Raw genomic sequence first — 21,017 nt, forward strand, 5'->3', positions numbered from 1 at the left:
CCGCCGCCCGGCAGGACGGCGGCGAGGACAGGCGCGACGCCATCCGCTGGCACGCTATGGCGGCCGGAAAGGCGTCGCCGGAATCATCCGGTCGCCTTGCGCGACACGCCAGCCGTCAGGCGATACGGGCCAGCAGGATCTCGGCGCGTTCGCGTTGGCTGTCGCTGCCTTCGCTGACGATTTCCTGCAGCAGTGACGTGGCGTGCTGGACATCGCCCTGGTCGAGGCTGGCCTCGGCCTCGGCGAAGCGCCGGCTGATGTCGTCGGCCATGAAGTGTTCGTCGAGACTGAGGTCCAGCTCCAGGACACCCGGCAACTCGCCCAGGCCCTCGGGGAAATCGTCTTCCAGGGTGACTTCCAGGGCGTCGGCCTGCTTCCAGCCGGAATCGGCGTCCAGCTCCTCGGTGAGGGCAATGGCTTCGTCGAGGCTGAGGTCGGCCAGGTCCAGGTCGTAGTGCTCCTCGGTTACCGGCGCAGGCGCCGCTGGGGTGTCGAATTGCAATTCCGCCGACCACTCGCTGGCAGGCGCCTCGAAGGCCGGCAGGTCGAGGTCGAGATCGTCCGCGGGCAGCTCGTCCATCGGCGTGGCGGACATGCCGGGGAACTGGGCGTGCAGCACGACCAGACTGGCGGCGGCACCGCCGAGCGCCAGGAAGCGCTGTTCGTGCTGGCGGAACGCCTGGGCCTCGCCCAGGGTGGCCAGCACCCGCAGCAGCAACAGGCGCAGATCCTGGCGGCGCTCGTCTTCGGCGAGACCGCTTTCCAGGACCTCGCGCGCCTGGCCGTAGCGACCGTAGGCCAGGTAGATTTCCGCGCGACCGGCGTGATCGTCGACCGGAGCCGCACCGGCGACGACCGCGGGCTTGGCCCGGGCGGCGGCTGGCTGGGTGGCCACCAGTACCGGTTCGGGCAGGGGCTCGGCCGCCTCGCCAGGGGCGTCCTCGTCCTCGCTGACCATGATCTCGTCATCCGCCTGCCGCCGGCGCCACCAGAGCACCCCGGCCAGGGCCAGCATCACCGCGGCCCCACCCAGCAACAGCGAGCGCAGGGAAAGCAAGCCGGCGTCGGCGTCACCCGAAGGTGAAGCGCTGGCTGCGGGCGCCGCCGGCGGAGCAGCCGTTTCGGCGACGGGCGCAGCAGTGGGTGCCGGAGCCAGGGCCACCGAGCGCGCCTGCTTGAGCTGTTGTTGCAGACCGTCGCGATCCTGCTGCAGCTGCGCGATGAGGGCTTCCTTCTGCGCCAGCACGGCGTCGTATCTTTCCTGCAGCTGGGTCAGCTGCCCTTCCAGATCGCCGACCTGCCGGCCTAGGTCCTGGGTCACCAGCAAGGGCTTGGCATCTTCCGGGGTAGTGCCCGCTGGCTGCGGGGCGGCCGCCGCTGGCGGCGCCGCGACCTCGGGCAGTGGAGCCGGTGCGGCCGCCACCGGCGCGGCAGGTGCCGGGGCGACCGGTGCCGGGGCACTCGCGGTCGGCGTCGCTGGCGGCGGCATGACCGCGGGTGCAGGTGCAGATGCAGGCGCGGGTACCGGCTTGGCCACGACCGGCGGTGTCGCCGCCGGCTCGCTGACTCCGGCAGGCAACCGCAGGCGCTGACCCGCCTTCAGGCGGCCAGGATCCTGGTTGGCGAAGGACGCTGGGTTGAGCGCGAAGAGGTCGGCCAGCAACTGCTCCGCGGAGCGATTGGCCAGCGGACCCAGGCGCTTGGCGATGCTCCAGAGGGTGTCCCGCGGACGCGTCTGGTAGACACCTTCGCCGGCCACGAGACCCGGTGAGGGTGAAAGGTCGGGCTGGCGGGCGGCGGGTGCGGGCTGGCGCTCCACGGCCCTGGCGACCGGAGCGGCCGACGGCGCGGGAACGGGCGCGACCCGGGCCGGCGCGGTACTGGCGACGCTCGCCGGCAGACCACCGGCACGGGGCGGGTCCACCAGCAGGGTGAATTCCCGCAACTGCTTGCCGCCCGGCTGCTCTAGCTGGACGATGAAGCCGAGATAGGGCTCGACGAGGGAGCGGCGGGAGGTGACCTCGATGTAGCTCCCCGCCGCGGTGCGCAGGTGGGGGGTAAACGTCAGATCGTTGAGAAACTGGGTACGGTCCACCCCGGCCTGGTCGAAGGCTTCGTTCGGCGCGAGGTGAATGCGAAAATCGGCGGCGTCGGTCTCGCCGAGGTTGACCAGCTCGATCCGCGCCCGCAGGGGCTCGTTGAGCGAAGACTGAAGCGTGATACCACCCAGGCCGAGCGCCAGCGCCGCTTGAGGAAGACTCGCCAGCGTGGCAGCCGACAGGATGAAAAGGGCAAGGGGACGGCGTTTCGCGACCATGGATACCGCTGCTTCAGGTATTCGTTGAAACCAGTGTTTTAGCGCGGTAGCTCACAAAAATCGCCCCCGCTACGCTGGAACGTAGCATCGATACCGACAGACGGCAAACCGAGGGCCAGCGAAGTCCACAGGCGGCGGGAAATGCGGTCCGGCGCCAGGCCCGATGCCAGACGCCTCGGTTTCCCCCCGCAGCGGCCCCAGGCCCCTTGAGCCCAACCGGGCGAGCCGCCAAACGGTGGTCAGCCGCGTTCGAGGTTCGCCAGGACGCGCTGGTGCACCTGCTGGCAGATAGCGATCTCCTCGTCGTCCAGGCCGCTCAGCAATTCCTTGCGCAGGGCTTCGGCGATGGTCTCGATCTTCTCGATCAGCGGGCCAGCCTCCTGGGTCAGCATGATGCGCTTGGCGCGGCGGTCCTCGGTGACCGCCAGCCGCTTGACCAGCCCTTGCTTCTCCAGGCCATCCAGCAGGCGCGCCAGGGTCGGCCCCTCGATACTGATGCTCTGAGCCAGTTCGCGCTGGGTCGGCTGGACGCCCTTCATCCGCGCCAGGTTCAGCAACACCTGCCAGCGGGCCTGAGACAGCCCCAGGTGGCTCAAGCGGCGGTCTAGCTCTGCGCGCCAGGCACGGGAGACGTGAAAGATCTGGCGGCCGAACAGGTGTGGATCGGTAGTCATTCAGGCTAAACCTTATACTTGGATTTTCTCATTATTCTGGTTGTAGGCACGCCGGAGCAACCGCTGTGCCTCACTAGTCAGCCAATTCGGCCTGCAACGCCGCGCGCACGCAGTAGAGCGCACCGCTCGCCACGCGCCCCTCGAAACGAGGTGCGACCTGGGCTACCGGGGGCAATTCGCCCTCGTCCTCGAGGAAGGCGTCCTGGATTTCCGCGAGAAGATCCTCGGGCAGGTCCAGTGCCTGTTCCAGGGCGATCTGTTGCTGGGCGATGGCCTCGGCCAATAGTGCATAGACATTCTTTTCCGAGCAATTGAGCTGACGTGCGGCCTGCTCGGGCGTCATGCCGGCGCGGACCAGGGTCAGCACCTCGTGGCGCACGTCGGCGACCGGCGGCGGTGCGGCGTTGCCGTCGGTGAGGGCATCGAGGAAGGCCTGGCCGTAGCGTTCTAGCTTGCGTGCCCCGACGCCGCTCACCCGACTCATCTCGTCCAGCGAGCGCGGCTGGCTGCGCAGCATTTCCAGCAGGGTGGCGTCAGGGAAGATGACGTAGGGCGGTACCGAGTGTTCCTCGGCCAGCTTGCGCCTCAGGGTTCGCAGGACCTCCCACAGCTCGCGCTCGTCGCTGCGCACCAGCTGGCTGGCGGCGCTGGCGGAGGAGCCGCCGCTGCTGCCCCGCCCACGCTGGGGCTTGGGATCGCGACGCAATTCGATGCGGACTTCGCCGCGCAGCAGGGGCCGGCAGCTTTCGGTCAGGCGCAACCCGCCGTAGCCGTCGACGTCCACTTCGGCCAGGCCGCGGGCGACCAGCTGGCGGAACAGGGTGCGCCACTCGTCTTCGCCACGCGCCTTGCCCAGCCCGAACACCGCCAGGCGCTGATGGCCGAGGCTGGTGATCTTCTCGGTCTCGCGCCCGAGCAGGATGTCGACCAGATGCCCTACCCCATAGCGCTGACCACTGCGGTAGATGGCCGACAGCGCCTGACGGGCCGGCTCGGTGGCGTCCCAGGTCTCGACGGTGTCGATGCAGTTGTCGCAATGCCCGCAGGGCTGCGGCAGGTGCTCGTCGAAATAGGCCAGCAGGACCTGACGCCGACAGCGGGTTTCCTCGCACAGCGCCAGCATGGCTTCGAGCTTGTGCCGCTCGATGCGCTTGTGGCGCTCGTCGCCTTCGGAGTTCTGCATCATCTGGCGCAGCAAGAGCACGTCCTGCAGCCCGTAGGCCATCCAGGCATCCGCCGGCAGGCCATCGCGACCGGCACGGCCGGTTTCCTGGTAGTAGGCCTCGAGGCTCTTGGGCAGGTCGAGGTGGGCGACGAAGCGCACGTTGGGCTTGTCGATGCCCATGCCGAAGGCGATGGTGGCGACCATGATCAGCCCTTCCTCGTTGAGGAAGCGCTTCTGGTTGGCGGCGCGCACGTCGTTGGGCAGGCCGGCGTGATAGGGCAAGGCCGGAAAACCCTGGCCGCTGAGCTGCTCGGCCACCTCCTCCACCTTCTTGCGCGACATGCAGTAGACGATGCCGGCATCGCCGCGGCGCTCGGCGAGGAAGGCCAGCAACTGCTTGCGCGGCGCTTCCTTGGGCACGATGCGATAGAAGATGTTGGGCCGGTCGAAGCTGGAGAGGAAGCGTTCGGCCTGCTCCAGGTGCAGCCGGGTGGCCATCTCTTCGCGGGTACGGGAATCCGCCGTGGCGGTGAGCGCCAGGCGCGGCACCCCGGGGAAATGCTCCGCCAGCTGGCCGAGCTGCATGTATTCCGGACGGAAATCGTGCCCCCACTGGGACACGCAGTGGGCTTCGTCGATGGCGAACAGGGCGATCGGCAGGCGCTTGAGGAAGTCCAGCATGCGCGGCTGGACCAGTCGCTCGGGCGCGAGATAGAGCAGCTTGATCTCGCCGCGCTCCAGCTGCGCGGCGACGGACCGCTGTTGTTCACCGGTCATGGTGGAGTTGAGCGCGGTAGCCGCCACCCCTAGCTCCAGGAGGGTAGCGACCTGGTCGTCCATCAGGGCGATCAGGGGCGAGACCACCACAGCAACGCCGGGCCGCAGCAGGGCCGGCACTTGGTAGCACAGGGACTTGCCGCCACCCGTGGGCATCAGCACCAGCGCATCGCCACCGCTGGCCACGCGCTCGATGATCCGGGCCTGGTTGCCACGGAACGCGTCGTAGCCGAAGACGTCTTTAAGGATGCGCAGCGCGGGTTCTGACATGAAGCCTCCTCGAATGGAAGCGCCATTATACGGATGCCGGGCTCGCTGCGGCGGTGCTTTTCCGTCGGCCGGGCCGTGGTGGCCAGGTTCGACGTGGTCCCGGCGCTCGTCTACAATTCCGGCCGTTCTGCCCTTTCGAATCCTTTCCGAGGTAAGTAGCCGATGTCCTTCGCCGAACAATTGACCCGTCTGCGCGATTTTCTCGATGCAGACGATCTGCACGAAGAAGCGCTCGACTACGTAGCCGCCCACGGCTACCTGACCGCCCTGTCCATCTGCCCGGAAGAGGTACCGGAACGCGAGTGGATCGACGCCCTCTTCGCCGAGCCGCCGCAGTATCGCGACGCCGCCCAGCAGGAAGACATCGAGCGCGCCCTAGTGCAGCTCAAGGCGCATATCCTGCGCATCCTCGGCAGCGATGAGGAACTGGACCTGCCCTGCGACCTGGAGCTCGGCCCCGAGCCGGACGATTCCGAGCTGCGCGGCTGGTGCATCGGCTTCATGGAAGGCGTATTCCTGCGCGAAGCCGTGTGGTTCGAAGACGCCGAGGACGAAGTCAGCGAGCTGCTGCTGCCGATCATGGTCGGTTCCGGCCTGTTCGACGAGCAGCCGGAATTTGCCGAGATCGCCCAGGACCGTCGCCTGGTGGACGACATGATGGTGCAGATCCCGGAATTGCTGACCCAGCTGTTCCTACTCTGCCATTCGCCCGAAGAAAAGCCGGCGCTGCTCAAGCCGCGTCACTGAGCGATGGACGGAGCCACTCCCAGACCTCGCCAGAAGAAGGGCTGGGTCCGCTACCTGCTGCTGGGCCTTGGCTGGCTGAGCGTGGCCCTGGGCATCATCGGCGCCTTCCTGCCGCTGCTACCCACCACCCCCTTCCTGCTGCTGGCCGCGGCCTGCTTCATGCGCAGCTCGGAGCGTTTCTATCTGTGGTTGATCAACCACAAATGGCTCGGCCCCTGGGTCAAGCCCTATCTAGAAGGCGACGGCATTCCACTCAAGGGCAAGGTCTACGCCATCGTCGCCATGTGGATCAGCGTGGGCTTTTCCTGCTGGCTGGTGCCCTACGTCTGGGCGCGGGTGGCCGCCTTCGTCAGCTGTGGCGCGGTGACCCTCTATCTGCTCAAGCAGAAGACGCGGCGCTAATCGATGCCTGACGTGCAAAAAGGGCGATCCGCGAGGATCGCCCTTTTTCATGGGGCCGAATCAGGCAGCCCGGGCCATGGGGGTAGGTGGCGCCTGATCGGGGATGGTCGGTTCCCCCGGCTCGCCGGGCTGGATGGGCGCGGGATCGGGCTGGTCGGGCTCACCGCCGGCGCGGGGCGCGATGAGGGCCGCGAGTGATTCGACGTTCTGGTGCTGATGGCGCGTGAAGCTGGGCATGGCGAGACTCCTCTGCTGACTCCCTTGGTAGAGTCGTGCGCGGCTCCGGTAATTCCCTAGTCGCGCATTACCCCTCCACCATGATTGCGTGCAAAGGTTTCCGCGCCCATGGCCGCGATCTGGCCCTCGATGAGCGCCTCGAAGGGCGCCAGCAGGGCATCGAAGCGGGTGGGTGCCTCCAGCACATTCAGCGCGGCCACTACCGCTTCCACGGTGGACAGGGCCTCCGACGCCGGCGCCTTGCGCACCCGGTAACGCGACGGTGGTCCGGGTGGCAGGGTGAGCCTGGGCAAGGCCGCCAGCAGCGGATTGGCGTGCAGCAGCAAGCGGGCCTTGCGCCAGGTACCGTCGGGGATCACCAGCAGCCGTTTCTCTTCTCCAGTCAGCGCAGGCGACAGCTGATCCACGGTGACCGCCTCAGGTCCGGGGAACAACAGCCAGGATTCATGGCCATCGAGCCAGAGCGGGAGATCCGGGAAGTCCTCGCCGATCTCCATCTGGGCATTGACCAGCCCCAGGGCCGCCAGCCGCGCGGTATTGAGCGGATGGCGCCGCTCGCTGGGATGCTGCAGCAACAGCACCCGGGTACGGCTTTGCAGGCGAGGAATCAGGGCGCAGAGGCACAGCGACAGGGGGCGCTGGCAACGCGCGCAGGCGGGACGGGACATCGGGACTTCCGCGGCGGATGACGGCGGCGATCATACCGGATCGCCGCCAGGTTGCCGGCGAATCAGCGATTGAAGCGAGCAGTGAGATCGTGCAGGTAGTCGGCCATGCCTTCCAGCTCACGGCTGAGTTCCGATCCACGGCGGGCCTGGGCCGAGCTATGGTCGGACAACTCCGCGATGCGGCTAATCTGGCGGTTGATGTCCTCGGAGACGTGGCTCTGCTCTTCCACCGCGGTGGCCATCTGCTGGCTCATGGCGGTAATGAGGCTGACCGACTCGCTGATGCCTTGCAGCGACTCGCGGACCGCCGCCGAATGACGCTCGCTCTGGCGCGAGGTCTCCTCGCCCCGGCTGGCGGTGGCCACCGCGCGGTCGGCGTTGGCCTGCAGGTTGGCGATGATCTGGTGGATCTGCTCGGTGGATTCGCGGGTCCGCGAGGCCAGCGAGCGGACCTCGTCGGCCACCACGGCGAAGCCGCGACCGGCCTCCCCTGCCCGCGCCGCCTCGATGGCGGCATTGAGCGCCAGCAGGTTGGTCTGCTCGGCGATGGCGGTGATGACATCGGCGACGCTGCCGATGGTCTGGGTCGAACTGGCCAGTTCCCCCACGGCCTGGCCGATGTCGCTGACCGCCGCGCCAAGTTCACGCATGGAGGTCAGGCTCGCCTCGGCCTTGTCGCGCCCGGAGTGGACCAGGCTTTCGGCATTGGCGGCGGCCTGGGCGGTTTCCTGGACGTTCTGCGAGACCTCGTGGATGGTGGAGGTCATCTGGGTGATGGCAGCGGCGGACTGGTCGGTCTCGTGGCGCTGCTGCTCCAGCAGCTCGGCTTCGGAATGGGCCAGCTGAGAGGATTCGCGCGCTTTCTGGCGCACGCTGTCGCCGACATCGGCCAGGCGGGTCAGCGCGGTCTGCAGCCGGGCGGACTCGCTGTGCAGGGCCAGGTCCAGGCGGGCTGGGGCGCCGACCTGATCACTGTAGGTGGGCGCGACGATGGCACTGGAGAACAGCTTGGGATGGTCGGCGAGGATGCGCTCGATGCTGGCGCGCTGCCGGTGCAGCTGATGGGCGCTGACCCCCAGCAGGGCGGCGATGATGGCCACGGTCTGCACCGGCTCGGCGAACACGAAGTGACCGCCGAGGATGACGCCACCGGCCACCACCGACGACCAGCAGGCCGCAATGGCACTGCCCAGGCGGCGCTTCAGGGCCAGCGGCGCCTGGCCGGCGTTGAGGCGGGCATAGAGTTCGCTGGCGCGGCGGATCTCGGCGGCGCTGGGCAGCGAGCGGACGGATTCGTAGCCGCTTACCCGGCCCTGCTCCAGGATGGGCGTGACATAGGCGCTGACCCAGTAGAAGTCGCCGTTCTTGCAGCGATTCTTGACGATGCCCATCCACGGCTTGCCCTCCTTGAGGGTCGCCCACATGTGGCCGAACACAGGCGGCGGCATGTCGGGATGGCGCACCAGGTTGTGCGGACTGCCGATCAGCTCCTCGCGGGTGTAGCCACTGATGGCGATGAACGCCTCGTTGCAGTAGGTGATGGTCCCCTGCAAATCGGTGGTGGAGATGAGTCGCTCTTCTTCCTTGAAGGTACGGCCATGTTGGGTGACCGGCAAATTCGTGCGCATCGCGGGTGCCTTATCTAGCTGGTTATCTACTCCATGCAGCATCGACCGGTTTAATGGTGGCCAACTGCCTGCACAGGCGATGACGGTAACCCCCTGGTTATCGTCATACTAACTATCGGCACGTTGCATCTGGGCTTTAAGGATGCGCTGAAAACTCTGGATCAGCGGCTCGCGCCCGCGTCCGCGGCGGGTGATGAGGGAGAACGGCGCCTGGTAGCCGAAGGTGGCCGGCTGCAGGGCCTTGAGGCGGCCCTGGTCGACCCAGGCATGGACATAGTGCTCCGGCAGGTAGCCGATATAGGCCCCGGAAAGGATCAGGATCAGTTGCGCCTCCATGCTCTCCACGGTGGCCGCACTCTCCTTGAAGCCGTGGCGGGCGAGTTCCGCCTGGCTCCAGTAGCCCCGCCGCACCATGCGCTGGCGGGTGATGACCTCGGCGGGAATGCGCCGCTCCTGGAACAGCGGGTGACGATCGCTGCAGTAGAGCCAGTGCTGCTCGCGGTACAGCGGCTGGTAGACCACGCCGTTCATGCGCGCGGAAAAGGCCCCCACGGCCAGATCCAGGCGACCCTCCAGCACCCCGAGTTGCAACTCGTAGGGGCTGGTCACCGCCAGGTGCAGGTGGACGCCAGGGTAGTCGTGGGTGTAGCTGCCGATGACATCGGCCAGAGGCAAGGCCGGTTCACTGGAGAGTGAATCCAGCACGCCCAGATTGAGGGTTCCGCTCAGCTCGCCCTTGAGTGTGGTGGCATAGCGTTCGAAGCCTTCGATCTCGCCGAGGATGCGCAGGGTTTCCTGGTGGAACAGCTCGCCCTTGCTGGTGAGGGCGAAGCCGCCGCGACCCCGATGGCAGAGGGTGACGCCGAGCTGCCCTTCCAACTGGCTCATGTAAGTGCTGATGGCCGAGGTAGAGAGGTTCAGTTCCTGTTGGGCGGCGGCGAAACCCTGATGGCGCACCACACAGGCGAACAGCTTGAGCAGGCGGATATCGTGGAGGGCATTGGCCATGGCGGATTCCCGGGAGGACGGCCGGGCAGTCTAGCCATTAGTTCAGAAATCTCTGAAGTGATTTTTTGCCAGGGCCGATTCTTCGGTCGGGGTGGGCTTTGCACAATCGCTCCATCAGAACGATGAGGACGACCCGTGGAAAAGATCCTGCACCAGCCGCTGGGCGGCAACGAGATGCCGCGCTTCGGCGGCATCGCCAGCATGCTGCGGCTGCCCCACCTCGCCTCCGCCGCCGGGCTGGACGCGGCTTTCATCGGCATCCCACTGGACATCGGCACCTCGTTGCGCTCCGGCACCCGCTTCGGACCGCGACAGATCCGCAGCGAGTCGGTGATGATCCGGCCCTACAACATGGCCACCGGCGCGGCGCCCTTCGATTCGCTGAGCGTGGCCGACCTGGGTGACGTGGCCATCAACACCTTCAACCTGCTGGATACCGTGCGGCTGATCGAGGAGTATTACGACCGGGTGCTGGAGCACGACGTCATCCCCCTGACCTTGGGCGGCGACCACACCCTGACGCTGCCCATCCTGCGCGCCCTGAAGAAGAAGTACGGCGCCGTCGGCCTGGTACACGTGGATGCCCACGCCGACGTCAACGAACACATGTTCGGCGAGAAGATCGCCCATGGCACCACCTTCCGCCGCGCCGTGGAAGAAGGACTGCTGGATTGCGATCGGGTGGTGCAGATCGGCCTGCGTGCCCAGGGTTACGCCGCCGACGATTTCGACTGGTGCCGCGAGCAGGGTTTCCGGGTGGTGCAGGCCGAGGAATGCTGGCATAAGTCACTGGCGCCACTGATGGCCGAGGTGCGCGAGCGGGTCGGCGGCGGGCCGGTGTACCTGTCCTACGACATCGACAGCATCGATCCGGCCTGGGCCCCGGGGACAGGTACCCCGGAGATCGGCGGCCTGACCACCATCCAGGCCCTGGAGATCATCCGCGGCTGTCGCGGCCTGGACCTGGTGGGTTGCGACCTGGTGGAGGTCTCGCCGCCCTACGACACCAGCGGCAACACCGCCCTGCTCGGCGCCAACCTGCTTTACGAGATGCTCTGCGTGCTGCCGGGAGTGGCCTACCGCTGATCTTCTTAGGTGCGGCGACCCGCCATGATGGTTGCCCACCCGCTGTCTTTTCGCTGCCGAACACCGGCGGACCGCCTGGGCCCGCCGACAACAAGAACGCAGGTCTGGCCTGCGTATAACCGTGTCGAGGCGTCATCCATGGATCATCCTGACGGCATCACCCGTATCGAAACCTTCGGCGTCGAGCAGATTCCCGCTCACGAGCGCAGTGCCACTCCGCTTGATCTGTTCCGCCTGATCTTCGGCGGTGCCAACACCTTCGCTACCGCCGTGCTCGGCAGCTTTCCGATCCTGTTCGGGCTGTCGTTCCAGGCCGGGGTGCTGGCCATCGTCGCCGGGGTACTCTGCGGTGCGCTGATCCTGGCGCCCATGGGGCTGTTCGGCGCCCTCAACGGCACCAACAATGCCGTCTCCTCCGGCGCGCACTTCGGCGTCCACGGCCGTATCGTCGGCTCCTTTCTCTCCCTGCTCACGGCCATCGCCTTCTTCTCGCTGTCGGTGTGGAGTTCCGGCGATGCCCTGGTGGGCGGTGCCCAGCGCCTGGTCGGCCTGCCGGAGAACGCCCTGACCCTGGGCCTGGCCTATGGGCTGTTCGCCATACTGGTCTTGGCGGTGTGCCTCTATGGCTTCCGCTTCATGCTCTGGGTCAACAAGATCGCCGTGATCAGCGCCAGCCTGCTGTTCCTGCTCGGCATCCCGGCCTTCGCCGGCGGCTTCGACGCCGGCTATGCGGGCACCCTGCAACTGGGCCAGCCGGGCTTCTGGGCGGCCTTCGTCGGCGCCGCCCTGGTGGCCATGAGCAATCCGGTGTCCTTTGGCGCCTTCCTGGGCGACTGGTCGCGCTATATCCCCCGGGAGACGCCGCGGCTGCGCATCCTGCTGGCTGTGATCGCCGCCCAGGCCGCCACTTTGATCCCCTTCCTGTTCGGCCTGGCCACCGCCTCGCTGGTGGCGGTGCGCGCACCCGACTACATCGCGCAGAACAACTACGTGGGCGGCCTGCTGGCCATCGCCCCCACCTGGTATTTCCTGCCGGTCTGCCTGCTGGCGGTGATCGGTGGCCTCTCCACCGGGACCACGGCGCTCTATGGCACCGGGTTGGATCTTTCCAGCGTGCTGCCACGCCTGCTGACCCGGGTGCGGGCGACCCTGCTGATCGGCCTGGCAGCCATCGCCTTCATCTTCATCGGGCGCTTCAGTTTCAACCTGGTGCAGAGCGTCTCCACCTTCGCCGTGCTGATCGTGACCTGCACCAGCCCCTGGATGGTGATCATGATCCTGGGTCTGCTGGTAAGGCGGGGCTTCTATTGCCCGGACGATCTGCAGGTATTCACCCGCGGTGAGCGCGGCGGGCGCTACTGGTTCCACCACGGCTGGAACTGGCGCGGCATGGGCGCCTGGATCCCCAGCGCCCTGCTCGGCCTAGCCTTCGTCAACCTGCCCGGCCAGTTCGTGGGGCCGCTGGGTGAGCTGGCTGGCGGCATCGACCTGAGCCTGCCGCTCAGCCTGGGCAGCGCCGCCCTGCTTTACCTGGTATTGCTCCAGCTGTTTCCCGAGCCGGCCGCGGTCTATGGCCCGGCCGGAGCACGGCGGCCGCGGCGCCCGGCTGACGTCCCCCTGGAACGCGCCTCCGCTGCCTGACCATCCTGCGAGGAGAACACCTGCATGACCACCTGTGGCGAATTCCTGGTCCGCCAACTGGCCGCCTGGGGCGTGGATACCGTGTTCGGCATCCCCGGCGTGCATACCGTGGAGCTTTACCGCGGCCTGCCGGACAGTGGCATCCGCCACATCACCCCGCGCCACGAGCAGGGTGCCGGCTTCATGGCCGACGGCTATGCCCGCGCCAGCGGCCGGCCCGGGGTATGCTTCGTCATCAGCGGACCGGGACTGACCAACATCCTCACCGCCATGGCCCAGGCCTACGCCGATTCGGTGCCCATGCTGGTGATCTCCAGTGTCAACGAGCGTGCCCGTCTCGGCCATGGCGCCGGCTATCTGCACGAGCTGCCCGGCCAGCGCAACCTGACCGCCGGGGTCACCGCCTTCAGCCATACCCTGCTCGACGTCGATGGCCTGCCGGCGGTGCTGGCCCGGGCCTTCGCCGTGTTCGAGGGCGAGCGGCCCCGACCCGTCCACCTGGAGCTACCGCTGGACATCATCACCGCCGCGGCCGACCACCTCGCCCTGGCGCCGCGGCCCGTGCTGGCGCGCCCGGAACCGGCCGCTGCCCTGCTCGACCGCGCCGCCGCCCGCCTGAGCAGCGCCGAGCGCCCCCTGCTGCTGATTGGCGGCGGCTGCCAAGGCGCAGCGGCGGAAGTCCAAGCCTTGGCCGCCGCGCTGGATGCCCCCACCGCCACCACCATCAATGCCAAGGGCTTGCTCCCGCCCGGTCATCCACTGGCGCTGGGTAGCAACCAGGCGCTGCCGCCAGTGCGTGAGCTGGCACGGGCGGCGGACGTCATCCTGGCCGTGGGTACCGAGCTGGGCGAGACCGACTACGATGTGGTCTTCGATGGCGGCTTCCGCATCGAAGGCGACCTGATCCGCATCGACCTGGACCCGCGCATGCTGGTGGCCAACCACCAGCCCTGGCTGGGCCTGGTGGGCGATGCGCAGGCGGCGCTACGCGGCCTGCTCGCACGGCTGCCAGCGCGGCAACTGGACCCGACCGGGCCGGGCGCCCGGCGCACCGCCGCAGCCCAGCTGGCACTGGCGGCGGAATTCGCTGGCTGGGTGCACTTCCGCCAGCTGTTCGATGCTCTGCACGCGGCCCTGCCGGAGGCCCGCTACGTGGGCGACTCCACCCAGACCGTCTACGCGGGCAATCACCTGGTGGAGCTGGACGGTCCGCGCCGCTGGTTCAATGCCTCCACCGGCTACGGCACCCTGGGCTATGGCCTGCCCGCGGCGCTCGGCGCACGCCTGGCCGAGCCGACGCGGCCGGTGGTCTGCCTGGTGGGCGATGGCGGCCTGCTATTCACCCTCAGCGAATTGGCGAGCGCGGTGGAGGCCGAGATCGGCATCGTCGTGCTGCTGTGGAACAACCAGGGCTATGGCGAGATCCGCCGCTACATGGAGCGCCGGGACATCACGCCGCTGGGGGTCGACCTGCTCACCCCGGACTTCCTCGCCCTGGCGCGGGCCTTCGGCTGCACGGCCGAGCGGGCCCGGGACCTGGACCATCTGCAGGACCTGCTCGCCACGGCGCCGGGCGATCGGCCGCTGCTGATCGAGATCCGCGAGGAACCGCCCTTCGCTCCGGCTAGGTGACCGAACGGCGCGCGCGCAGCACTGCCCGAATATCGTTCAGGATCAGGCCGCTGGCCGGGCGCATCGGCATCCGCGCCAAATCGATCCGCAGATCCTGGGTCGGCACCTGGTAGGTCATGGTCTGCAGCAGCAGGTGCAAGGCGGAGGTCATCAGCTCCAGGGCGATACCCTCGCCGGGGCAGCGGTGCTGCCGGGCCACGTCGCCACCGCCCTGGGGTACGAAGGACGACTCCACTGCCTCGCCGGTCAGGAAGCGGGTGGGATCGAACACCTCGGGACGCTCCCAGCTGCGCGGGTCGCGATTGGTGCCGTAGAGATCCAGCAGCACCCGGGCACCGCGGGGGAAGATGACTTCGTGCCAGGCGAAGGTCTCCCGCACCCGCGCCACGGTGAAGGGGAAGAAGGCATAGAAGCGCCGCACCTTCTGGGCGAAAGGCAGGCGGGAAGCGGGATCGGCCCGCAGCCGCTCGCGCCAGGCCGGTTGCTTGTACAGCGCCAGGGCGGCGAAGGTGGAGAAACGCGCCACGGCGACCGTCGGCCGCAGCACATTGAGCAATTCCACCGCCGCCACCCGCGGCGGTAGCGACTGGCCGTCGGCGTCGCGATGGGCGGCGATCAGCGCCAGGGCACTACCCGCTGGGGCCGGCTGCCGACGCGCCTGCTCGACCTGCTGGCCGAGCCAGAGCTCCAGGCGCCGCCTTGCCCGGCGGGCCTTGAGATTGGCCAGGCCCAGGCTGCCAGCGCCCTCGATCAAGGCGACCAGCTCGGCGCAACGCCGCTCCTCTTCCTGCGCGGCCAGGGTCACCCCGGCCCAGTCGCAGACGGCGCGGGTATAGAGCCGATGCAACTCGTCCAGCAACACGATCTCGCCCCGCGCCTGCCAGGCCGGCAGCCGGGCGCGCCACTCCTGTTCCGCACGGGCGATCAGGGCTTCCACCCGCGCTGGCTGGGTGATCTCGACAAAGACCGCCTTGCGCTGGCGATGGGCCGCACCATCTAGCCCCTGGACCCCGCCGTCGCCGAACAGCGTCCTTCGCACGTGAGCGGGCGCGGCCTCTACCCGAGTGAAGCGGTCTTCACGATAGAACAGCTCGACGGCGGCCGGACCGCGCAGGCACAGGGTGGGCTGCAGCAGCAGACGGGTGGCGAAGACGTCGCTGCCCAGGCGATCACAGCGGTTGCTGATGAAGGCATAGCCTTCGGTCAGCAGCGCCACGCTCGAATCGAAGGCCGAGAGCGGTGGCAGGATGGACATCGGGAGTCTCCAGGAAGGATGGGTGTCCTGCCGGTGGACCTTTTCCAAGCGGTGCCGGTGCCGCCGTTGCGCTCGTGGTTTTTTCCGCGTCGACCAGGCGGCGCGCTGTTTGCCCAGGGCGCCAGGATGAAGGGCGCCGCTCTGGCGCGGGCATTGGAGGGCCCAGCGGCGCGGCAAGCGAAAACCCCGGTAAGACGCTGCGACACTCGGCGGCGAACCCCAGGCGCAGGCGATGGGTCGGTGACAGGACAATTCCCGTGCGAGGTCCTCTCCATGGCTACCCTGCTTTCCCTAGGCAGCATCAATGCCGATTTCCAGGTTCGCACTACCGCAGACCTGGATAGCGCCGAGACCCTATTAGCCGACGACTTCCATCGACGGTCCGGCGGCAAGGCCGCCAATACCGCCTACCTGGCCGCGCGCTTCGGCCATCGGAGCCTGCTGCTGGGCCGGGTGGGTGACGACGAATTGGCCGAGCAGGCCCTGGCACCCCTGCGTCGCGCTGGCGTGGAGCTGAGCGGCGTGACGCAGGCGGAGGGGACCGCCACCGCCGTGTCCATGATCCTGGTACCACCCAGCGGCAAGAAGCGCATCGTACTGGCCAACAATGCCAACGACTGCTGGGGCGCCGAGGCCCGCCAGGCGCTGGACGAGCACCTGGCGGACGCGCCCGCTGACGCCGTCCTGGTACTGGATTGCGAGATCCCCACGGCGATCGTCCGCCAGGCCATCGAGACGGCGGCCGCCCGGGGCCTCACCGTCGTGGTCGACCCGTCGTTCCCACAGCGCCTGCCGGCCGAACTGGCGAGCCGGATCACCGCGCTCACTCCCAATGAGGAAGAGGCCGCGGGCCTGCTCGGTGATGGCCTCGACGACCTTTCCAGCCTGGGCCGAGGCGCCCGCCGCCTGCAGCAAAGAGGTACCCCGCTGGTCTGCATCAAGCTGGCCGACGGCGGCTGTGTGCTGGCCGAGGGCGAGCGACTCTGGCACCTGTCGCCCGAGGCCGTCGACCCCGTCGACTCGACCGGCGCTGGCGATGCCTTCACCGGGGTGTTCGCCATCGGCCTGCTGGAGGGACGCCCACCGCGGGAAGCCGCCACCTGGGCAACCGCGGCGGCCAGCCTGGCGGTGACCGGCGCCGGTTCCCAGGAGGCCTATGCCGGGCGTGCCGAGGTGTTGGCCCTGGTCCAGCGCCTCGCCGGTCGCTGGCAGGCGCTGGAGGTCGCCGGATGAGCCTGGCCGGCCCGCTGAGCTTCGACCATTTCGCTCCCCGGGACGAACGCCGCCGCGAGGCGCTCTTCACCCTGGCCAACGGCAGGCTCTCGCTCCGCGGCGCGCTGCCGGAGCTATCGACCCTAGAGCCAGACGGCACCAGCTACCCAGGTCTCTATTATGCTGGCTGGTACGATCGCTCCCCACGCCAGGTCGCCGATACCGAGGTGCGGCTATCCGAGGCGCGGCTGTCCGCCCTGATCCGCTTGCCGGACCCCTTGGGGCTGAATCTGGGCAGCGCCCAGCAGTGGTACGATCCCCGGCGCCAACCACCGCTGAATTACCACTACGCGCTGGACCTGCAGACGGCCTGCCTGAATCGTGACTTCGAGGTGAGGCTGGATGGCCTTGCGGTTGCCGTCAGCGAACGACGTTTCGTCAGCGCGGCCGATCCTCGGCTGATCGTGCTGCGTTGGACACTGCGAAACCTCGGATCCATCGCCGACCTGCGCCTGCGCGCCACCCTGGATGCCGGGGTGGAAAATGCCCTGATCGAGCGCAATGCGGCTTACGAGGGTCGCCGCCTGACGATGCGAGAACGGCTGACCAGCCCCACGGGCGCCGCCGTCCGGGTCGCCCCCCTGGCCGGTCGCGGTGAAGGCTGCGTAGCGACCCTGCTGCTGAGCGATCTCTCGTTGGACTGGGAGGCCAGTGAACAGGGAGAACGACTGCAGCATGACAGCCGCATCACCCTGGCCTGCGGCCAGAGCCTGTCCCTGGAAAAACGTATCCTGGTAAAGGTCGAGGAAGAAGCCATGACCTGCCAGGCCGCCCTGGACCAGCTCGCTGCCGGGGCGGAAACCCGCTTCGCCGAGCTGGAACGCAGCCACGCGGCGGTCTGGGCCGAGCGCTGGTCGGGGCTGCAACTGGAAACCGCACCCGGGTTGCAGCGCAAGCTGGAATTCGCGGCCTTCCACCTGCTGCAGACCGTGGATCACCAGGGGAGCCTCGACCAGGGGCTGCCGCCGCGGGGCTGGCAGGAGGGCTACTTCGGCCAGATCTTCTGGGACGAGATCTTCGCCCTGCCTTGGCTCGCCAGTCACTTTCCCCAGGCGGCCCGCGGCCTGCTGGACTACCGCCACCGCCGCCTGCCCAAGGCCCGCGAACGAGCGCGCCGCCAGGGTTGGCGCGGCGCGCTCTTCCCCTGGCGCAGCGGGGTGGACGGCGCGGAAGAAACCCCGCCCTACCAGTACTTTCCACTGTCCGGCCACTGGGTGCGCGACCGGACGTTCCTGCAATATCACCTGGGCCTGGCGGTGGCCTACAACGCCTGGCAGTTCTACCTGGCCACCGGCGATCTGGACTTTCTCGGCGGCGTGGGTGGCGATCTGATCCTCGAGGTGGCTCGCTGTTGCGCCAGCCAGCCAAGCTTCGACGAACGTCTGCAGCGCTATCGCATCCGCGGCGTCGTCGGCCCGGACGAATACCATGACGCCTATCCAGACGCCGAAGCCCCGGGGCTGGACGACAATGCCTACACCAACCTGCTGGCCGCCTGGACCCTGGAGTGCGCCGGTCGGGTGCTCGAATTACTGCCCCCGGACCGCGCCCGGACGCTGTGCGAGCGGCTGGGCCTGGAGCCCGGCGAACCGGCAGGCTGGACGGCCATCTCCGCCGCCCTCCATCTGCCGTTCCGGGAAGACGGTGTGCTCGATCAATTCAGCGGCTTCGGCGACCTGCTGCCGGCACCGCGGGAATGGCTGGAAGACCAGGAGGGACCGCGTCTGGATTGGTGGCTGGAAGCGCGTGGCGACAGTTGCAACCGCTACCAGCTCAGCAAGCAGGCCGACACCCTGATGGCCCTGCACCTGCTGCCGCCGGCGGAACTGCAACGCCTGCTCGACCGCCTGGGCTATCGGCTGGACGCCGCCGCCGAACGCAGGACCCTGGACTATCACCTGGCTCGCCTGAGTCATGAATCCAGTCTGTCGAAGACCGTCTGCGCCGGCGCCCTGGCCGCCTACGATAGCCAAGCCTCCTGGACCTTCTTCAGCGACAGCCTGGAGACCGATCTGGGCGCCGCCGCGGACAGCGGCGCTCGGGAAGGCATCCACCTGGCGGCCATGGCCGGTGCCCTGGACGTGCTGCAGCGCCACTACCTGGGACTCTGGCCGACGCCCGACGGCTTGCGGGTGCAGCCATCGCCCCCTGCGGCCTTGCCGGCGACCCGCCTGCAACTGCTCTACCAAGGTCGTCTGCTCAGGGTCAGTTGGGAACCACCGCGCCTGAGCGTACGCCTGGCGGACCCCGAGGCCGCGCCGGTCAAGCTGCTGACCAGCGCGGGCACCTTCGAGCTGAGGGGTGAGGCGGTCTGGTCCTGGCAGCAGGATTAAGACGCGACCACCGGCTCCAGCGCCTCCAGCCAGCACACCACCGCCACGGCGCCGCCATCGGGAATGCCCAGGGTACGCGTACCCAGGTAGCTGGCGCGACCCTGGCCCGGCACCATCTCGGCGGTGGCAGCGGCGCCGGCCCTGGCCTTGGCGAGCGCCGCCTTGAAGGCCTCCACGGGACTCGCTCCGGTTTGCGCAGCCGCCAGCAGCTCGTCCGCAGCCGGTCGCAAGGCATCGAGCATGGTGCGTTGTCCTGGCTGGGCACCACCCAATTCGGCCAGGGCTTGCACCGCCTGATCGAAGGCCTGGGCCCACTGGCTCAGCGTCGGTCGTTCCACGCCGTCCAGCACCTGGGCCGCGCGGACCAGGGCGCAGGCATAGAAGGGTCCGGAACTACCGCCGATGGCCCGGCGCAGCGCCTGCCCCGTGGCGGCCAACGCACTGGCAGGGCTGTACCAGGCACTGGCCGGCAGCGCGCGCATGGCCTCGGCACCGCGGGCCAGGCTGGTGCCCAGGTCGCCGTCGCCGGCGCGGCTGTCTAGTTCGGTGAGGCGGGCTTCGTTGGCGAGCAAGGTGGCGATCACCGCGTCGGCCGCCGCGCGCAGGCGCTCGGCCAGGGGGCCGGGTGTAGTGGCGACGGCCGCGGGCGCAGCCTGGGGCGCGGGCACCCGCTGGGGCGCCGACGGCACCCGACCGTCGCCCGCCCAGGCGCGGGCCTGGGTCGGCGCATCCAGCAGGGCCAGGCGGGTCTCGTCCACCGGCAGCAGCGACAGCGAACAGCCCGGCATGTCCAGGGCACTGAGGAAGGTGCCGGTCCAAGCCCGCACCACCTCGAAGCCGCGCCGACGCAGGTCGAGCAGCGCGGCCCGCGCCACCAGGGCGAGCTCCAGCGGCGGCGTCGCACCCAGGCCGTTGACCAGCAACGCCAGGCGCGTCCCGGCGGGATAGCCGCCGTCTTCGACCAGGGTATCCAGCAGCCGCGCCACGGTGGCGTCGGCGCCCAGCCAGGGGCCGCGCTCGACGCCCTGCTCGCCGTGGATGCCCAGGCCCCACTCCACCTCGTCGTCCGCCAATTCGAAGCCCGGGTGCCCCACCGCCGGTACCGTGCAGGCGCCCAGGGCGACGCCCATGCTGCGCAATTCCGCAGTCGCCGCGCGGGCCAGGCCGGCCACCTCGGCCAGCGGCCGTCCGGCCGCGGCCGCCGCGCCGGCGAGCTTGTGGATCAGCACGGTGCCGGCGATACCCCGGCGCTTCTCCGGCGCCACGGTATGGCGCAGGGCGGCGTCGTCCGCCACCAGCACCGTATCGACGGGAATGCCCTCGCTACGGGCCAGTTCGGCGGCGAGGCCGAAATTGAGGCGGTCGCCGGTGTAGTTCTTCACCACCAGCAGCGCGCCGGCCGGACCCGCCGCCGCGCGAATGGCCGCCAGCACCGCGTCCACGCTGGGCGAGGTGAAGACGTCGCCGGCCACGGCGGCGGTCAGCATCCCCTCACCCACGTAGCCGGCATGGGCCGGTTCATGACCGCTGCCGCCCCCGGAGATCACCGCCACGGGGCGTGCCTGGCGATCCGCCAGCGGCTGGCGCAGCACGACCTGCTCTTCGGCCAACAGGGCAAGACCGGGATCCAGGCTCACGAGTCCTTCGAGCAATTCGCGAACCACCGTGGCGGGGCTATTGATCAGCTTCTTCATCGGGCACTCCCAGGCTTGAAGGTGGCTGGAGTATGGCATGGCCGCCAGCGCCTGCCTGGCGGCTACCTGAACGGAGGCTTTAGCGGCGCGCCCCGGCCTTCCGCCGGAGCACCGTGGCAGGCTATCGTCTGGCCCAGGAAGTTTTTCCCGACCGGGATGTCTCACGCTGATAGCTAGCCGCCCCGTCCCGCGCTCTCCCGTCGAGGTTCGT

General features: G+C 68.7%; 15 protein-coding genes and 2 pseudogenes. 7 read left to right on the forward strand and 10 right to left on the reverse strand.

Features of this window, described 5'->3' with window-relative positions; translation table 11 throughout:
• Positions 1-115: 115 nt before the first annotated feature.
• The 3 genes from ACYJP6_RS13050 to recQ form a co-directional block, all read right to left on the reverse strand.
• Positions 116-2,317, reverse strand: coding sequence for a FimV/HubP-related protein (locus ACYJP6_RS13050; protein ID WP_459475436.1), 2,202 nt, complete (start codon positions 2,315-2,317; stop codon positions 116-118).
• A gap of 239 nt (positions 2,318-2,556) precedes the next feature.
• Positions 2,557-2,991 (reverse strand): MarR family transcriptional regulator, encoded by a 435-nt coding sequence (locus ACYJP6_RS13055; RefSeq protein ID WP_017641756.1) that lies wholly within the window; start codon positions 2,989-2,991, stop codon positions 2,557-2,559.
• A gap of 73 nt (positions 2,992-3,064) precedes the next feature.
• Positions 3,065-5,203: a DNA helicase RecQ gene (recQ, locus tag ACYJP6_RS13060; RefSeq protein ID WP_459475437.1), complete on the reverse strand. Its 2,139-nt coding sequence runs from the start codon at positions 5,201-5,203 to the stop codon at positions 3,065-3,067.
• A 162-nt stretch (positions 5,204-5,365) separates the two neighbouring features.
• On the opposite strand from recQ, the gene ACYJP6_RS13065 reads away from it, so the two are divergent.
• Both ACYJP6_RS13065 and ACYJP6_RS13070 read left to right on the forward strand, forming a co-directional pair.
• The gene (locus ACYJP6_RS13065) at positions 5,366-5,950 is read left to right on the forward strand and encodes a UPF0149 family protein (protein WP_459475438.1); all 585 of its coding nucleotides are present in this window, start codon (positions 5,366-5,368) and stop codon (positions 5,948-5,950) included.
• Between the two features lie 3 nt (positions 5,951-5,953).
• Positions 5,954-6,352 (forward strand): YbaN family protein, encoded by a 399-nt coding sequence (locus ACYJP6_RS13070; RefSeq protein WP_459475439.1) that lies wholly within the window; start codon positions 5,954-5,956, stop codon positions 6,350-6,352.
• A gap of 60 nt (positions 6,353-6,412) precedes the next feature.
• On the opposite strand, the gene ACYJP6_RS13075 is transcribed toward ACYJP6_RS13070, so the two are convergent.
• The 5 genes and pseudogenes from ACYJP6_RS13075 to ACYJP6_RS13095 all read right to left on the reverse strand — a co-directional run bounded on the left by ACYJP6_RS13075 (position 6,413) and on the right by ACYJP6_RS13095 (position 9,893).
• Positions 6,413-6,589 carry a hypothetical protein gene (locus tag ACYJP6_RS13075; protein ID WP_459475440.1) on the reverse strand — a complete coding sequence of 59 codons (177 nt, stop codon included), beginning with the start codon at positions 6,587-6,589 and terminating at the stop codon, positions 6,413-6,415.
• 56 nt (positions 6,590-6,645) lie between these two features.
• Complete coding sequence (locus ACYJP6_RS13080) at positions 6,646-7,257, reverse strand: tRNA-uridine aminocarboxypropyltransferase (protein WP_459475441.1); 612 nt, start codon at positions 7,255-7,257, stop codon at positions 6,646-6,648.
• 62 nt (positions 7,258-7,319) lie between these two features.
• Positions 7,320-8,318, reverse strand: a pseudogene (locus ACYJP6_RS13085) (methyl-accepting chemotaxis protein); the annotation flags it as partial.
• Positions 8,319-8,606: 288 nt separating this feature from the next.
• Positions 8,607-8,927: pseudogene (locus ACYJP6_RS13090) on the reverse strand (PAS domain-containing protein); the annotation flags it as partial.
• Between the two features lie 66 nt (positions 8,928-8,993).
• Positions 8,994-9,893: a LysR family transcriptional regulator gene (locus tag ACYJP6_RS13095; protein ID WP_459475442.1), complete on the reverse strand. Its 900-nt coding sequence runs from the start codon at positions 9,891-9,893 to the stop codon at positions 8,994-8,996.
• Between the two features lie 135 nt (positions 9,894-10,028).
• On the opposite strand from ACYJP6_RS13095, the gene speB reads away from it, so the two are divergent.
• The 3 genes from speB (at position 10,029) to ACYJP6_RS13110 (ending at position 14,252) form a co-directional block, all read left to right on the forward strand.
• Positions 10,029-10,979 carry an agmatinase gene (gene speB, locus ACYJP6_RS13100; RefSeq protein WP_459475443.1) on the forward strand — a complete coding sequence of 317 codons (951 nt, stop codon included), beginning with the start codon at positions 10,029-10,031 and terminating at the stop codon, positions 10,977-10,979.
• 138 nt (positions 10,980-11,117) lie between these two features.
• The gene (locus ACYJP6_RS13105) at positions 11,118-12,620 is read left to right on the forward strand and encodes a purine-cytosine permease family protein (protein WP_459475444.1); all 1,503 of its coding nucleotides are present in this window, start codon (positions 11,118-11,120) and stop codon (positions 12,618-12,620) included.
• 24 nt (positions 12,621-12,644) lie between these two features.
• Positions 12,645-14,252, forward strand: a complete 1,608-nt coding sequence (locus tag ACYJP6_RS13110; protein WP_459475445.1) for a 5-guanidino-2-oxopentanoate decarboxylase — start codon at positions 12,645-12,647, stop codon at positions 14,250-14,252.
• On the opposite strand, the gene ACYJP6_RS13115 is transcribed toward ACYJP6_RS13110, so the two are convergent.
• Positions 14,245-15,507 carry a cytochrome P450 gene (locus ACYJP6_RS13115; RefSeq protein ID WP_459475446.1) on the reverse strand — a complete coding sequence of 421 codons (1,263 nt, stop codon included), beginning with the start codon at positions 15,505-15,507 and terminating at the stop codon, positions 14,245-14,247. The genes ACYJP6_RS13110 and ACYJP6_RS13115 overlap by 8 nt on opposite strands.
• 273 nt (positions 15,508-15,780) lie before the next feature.
• Between ACYJP6_RS13115 and ACYJP6_RS13120 the strand changes: the two genes are divergently transcribed.
• Positions 15,781-16,740 carry a carbohydrate kinase family protein gene (locus ACYJP6_RS13120; RefSeq protein WP_459475447.1) on the forward strand — a complete coding sequence of 320 codons (960 nt, stop codon included), beginning with the start codon at positions 15,781-15,783 and terminating at the stop codon, positions 16,738-16,740.
• The gene (locus tag ACYJP6_RS13125) at positions 16,737-19,112 is read left to right on the forward strand and encodes a glycosyl hydrolase family 65 protein (RefSeq protein ID WP_459475448.1); all 2,376 of its coding nucleotides are present in this window, start codon (positions 16,737-16,739) and stop codon (positions 19,110-19,112) included. Before ACYJP6_RS13120 ends, ACYJP6_RS13125 begins: the two co-directional genes overlap by 4 nt.
• Here ACYJP6_RS13125 and ACYJP6_RS13130 read toward each other — a convergent pair.
• Positions 19,109-20,806 carry a dihydroxyacetone kinase family protein gene (locus ACYJP6_RS13130; RefSeq protein WP_459475449.1) on the reverse strand — a complete coding sequence of 566 codons (1,698 nt, stop codon included), beginning with the start codon at positions 20,804-20,806 and terminating at the stop codon, positions 19,109-19,111. The genes ACYJP6_RS13125 and ACYJP6_RS13130 overlap by 4 nt on opposite strands.
• Between the last annotated feature and the right edge of the window lie 211 nt (positions 20,807-21,017).

This window comes from Pseudomonas sp. No.117, from assembly GCF_054558395.1.

What these genes read in the sequence shown, in the direction of transcription:
- ACYJP6_RS13050 (WP_459475436.1), bottom strand. Translation starts at nt 2,317, where the DNA reads ATGGTCGCGAAACGCCGTCCCCTTGCCCTTTTCATCCTGTCGGCTGCC.
- ACYJP6_RS13055 (WP_017641756.1), bottom strand. Translation starts at nt 2,991, where the DNA reads ATGACTACCGATCCACACCTGTTCGGCCGCCAGATCTTTCACGTCTCC.
- recQ (WP_459475437.1), bottom strand. Translation starts at nt 5,203, where the DNA reads ATGTCAGAACCCGCGCTGCGCATCCTTAAAGACGTCTTCGGCTACGAC.
- ACYJP6_RS13065 (WP_459475438.1), top strand. Translation starts at nt 5,366, where the DNA reads ATGTCCTTCGCCGAACAATTGACCCGTCTGCGCGATTTTCTCGATGCA.
- ACYJP6_RS13070 (WP_459475439.1), top strand. Translation starts at nt 5,954, where the DNA reads ATGGACGGAGCCACTCCCAGACCTCGCCAGAAGAAGGGCTGGGTCCGC.
- ACYJP6_RS13075 (WP_459475440.1), bottom strand. Translation starts at nt 6,589, where the DNA reads ATGCCCAGCTTCACGCGCCATCAGCACCAGAACGTCGAATCACTCGCG.
- ACYJP6_RS13080 (WP_459475441.1), bottom strand. Translation starts at nt 7,257, where the DNA reads ATGTCCCGTCCCGCCTGCGCGCGTTGCCAGCGCCCCCTGTCGCTGTGC.
- ACYJP6_RS13095 (WP_459475442.1), bottom strand. Translation starts at nt 9,893, where the DNA reads ATGGCCAATGCCCTCCACGATATCCGCCTGCTCAAGCTGTTCGCCTGT.
- ACYJP6_RS13105 (WP_459475444.1), top strand. Translation starts at nt 11,118, where the DNA reads ATGGATCATCCTGACGGCATCACCCGTATCGAAACCTTCGGCGTCGAG.
- ACYJP6_RS13110 (WP_459475445.1), top strand. Translation starts at nt 12,645, where the DNA reads ATGACCACCTGTGGCGAATTCCTGGTCCGCCAACTGGCCGCCTGGGGC.
- ACYJP6_RS13115 (WP_459475446.1), bottom strand. Translation starts at nt 15,507, where the DNA reads ATGTCCATCCTGCCACCGCTCTCGGCCTTCGATTCGAGCGTGGCGCTG.
- ACYJP6_RS13120 (WP_459475447.1), top strand. Translation starts at nt 15,781, where the DNA reads ATGGCTACCCTGCTTTCCCTAGGCAGCATCAATGCCGATTTCCAGGTT.
- ACYJP6_RS13125 (WP_459475448.1), top strand. Translation starts at nt 16,737, where the DNA reads ATGAGCCTGGCCGGCCCGCTGAGCTTCGACCATTTCGCTCCCCGGGAC.
- ACYJP6_RS13130 (WP_459475449.1), bottom strand. Translation starts at nt 20,806, where the DNA reads ATGAAGAAGCTGATCAATAGCCCCGCCACGGTGGTTCGCGAATTGCTC.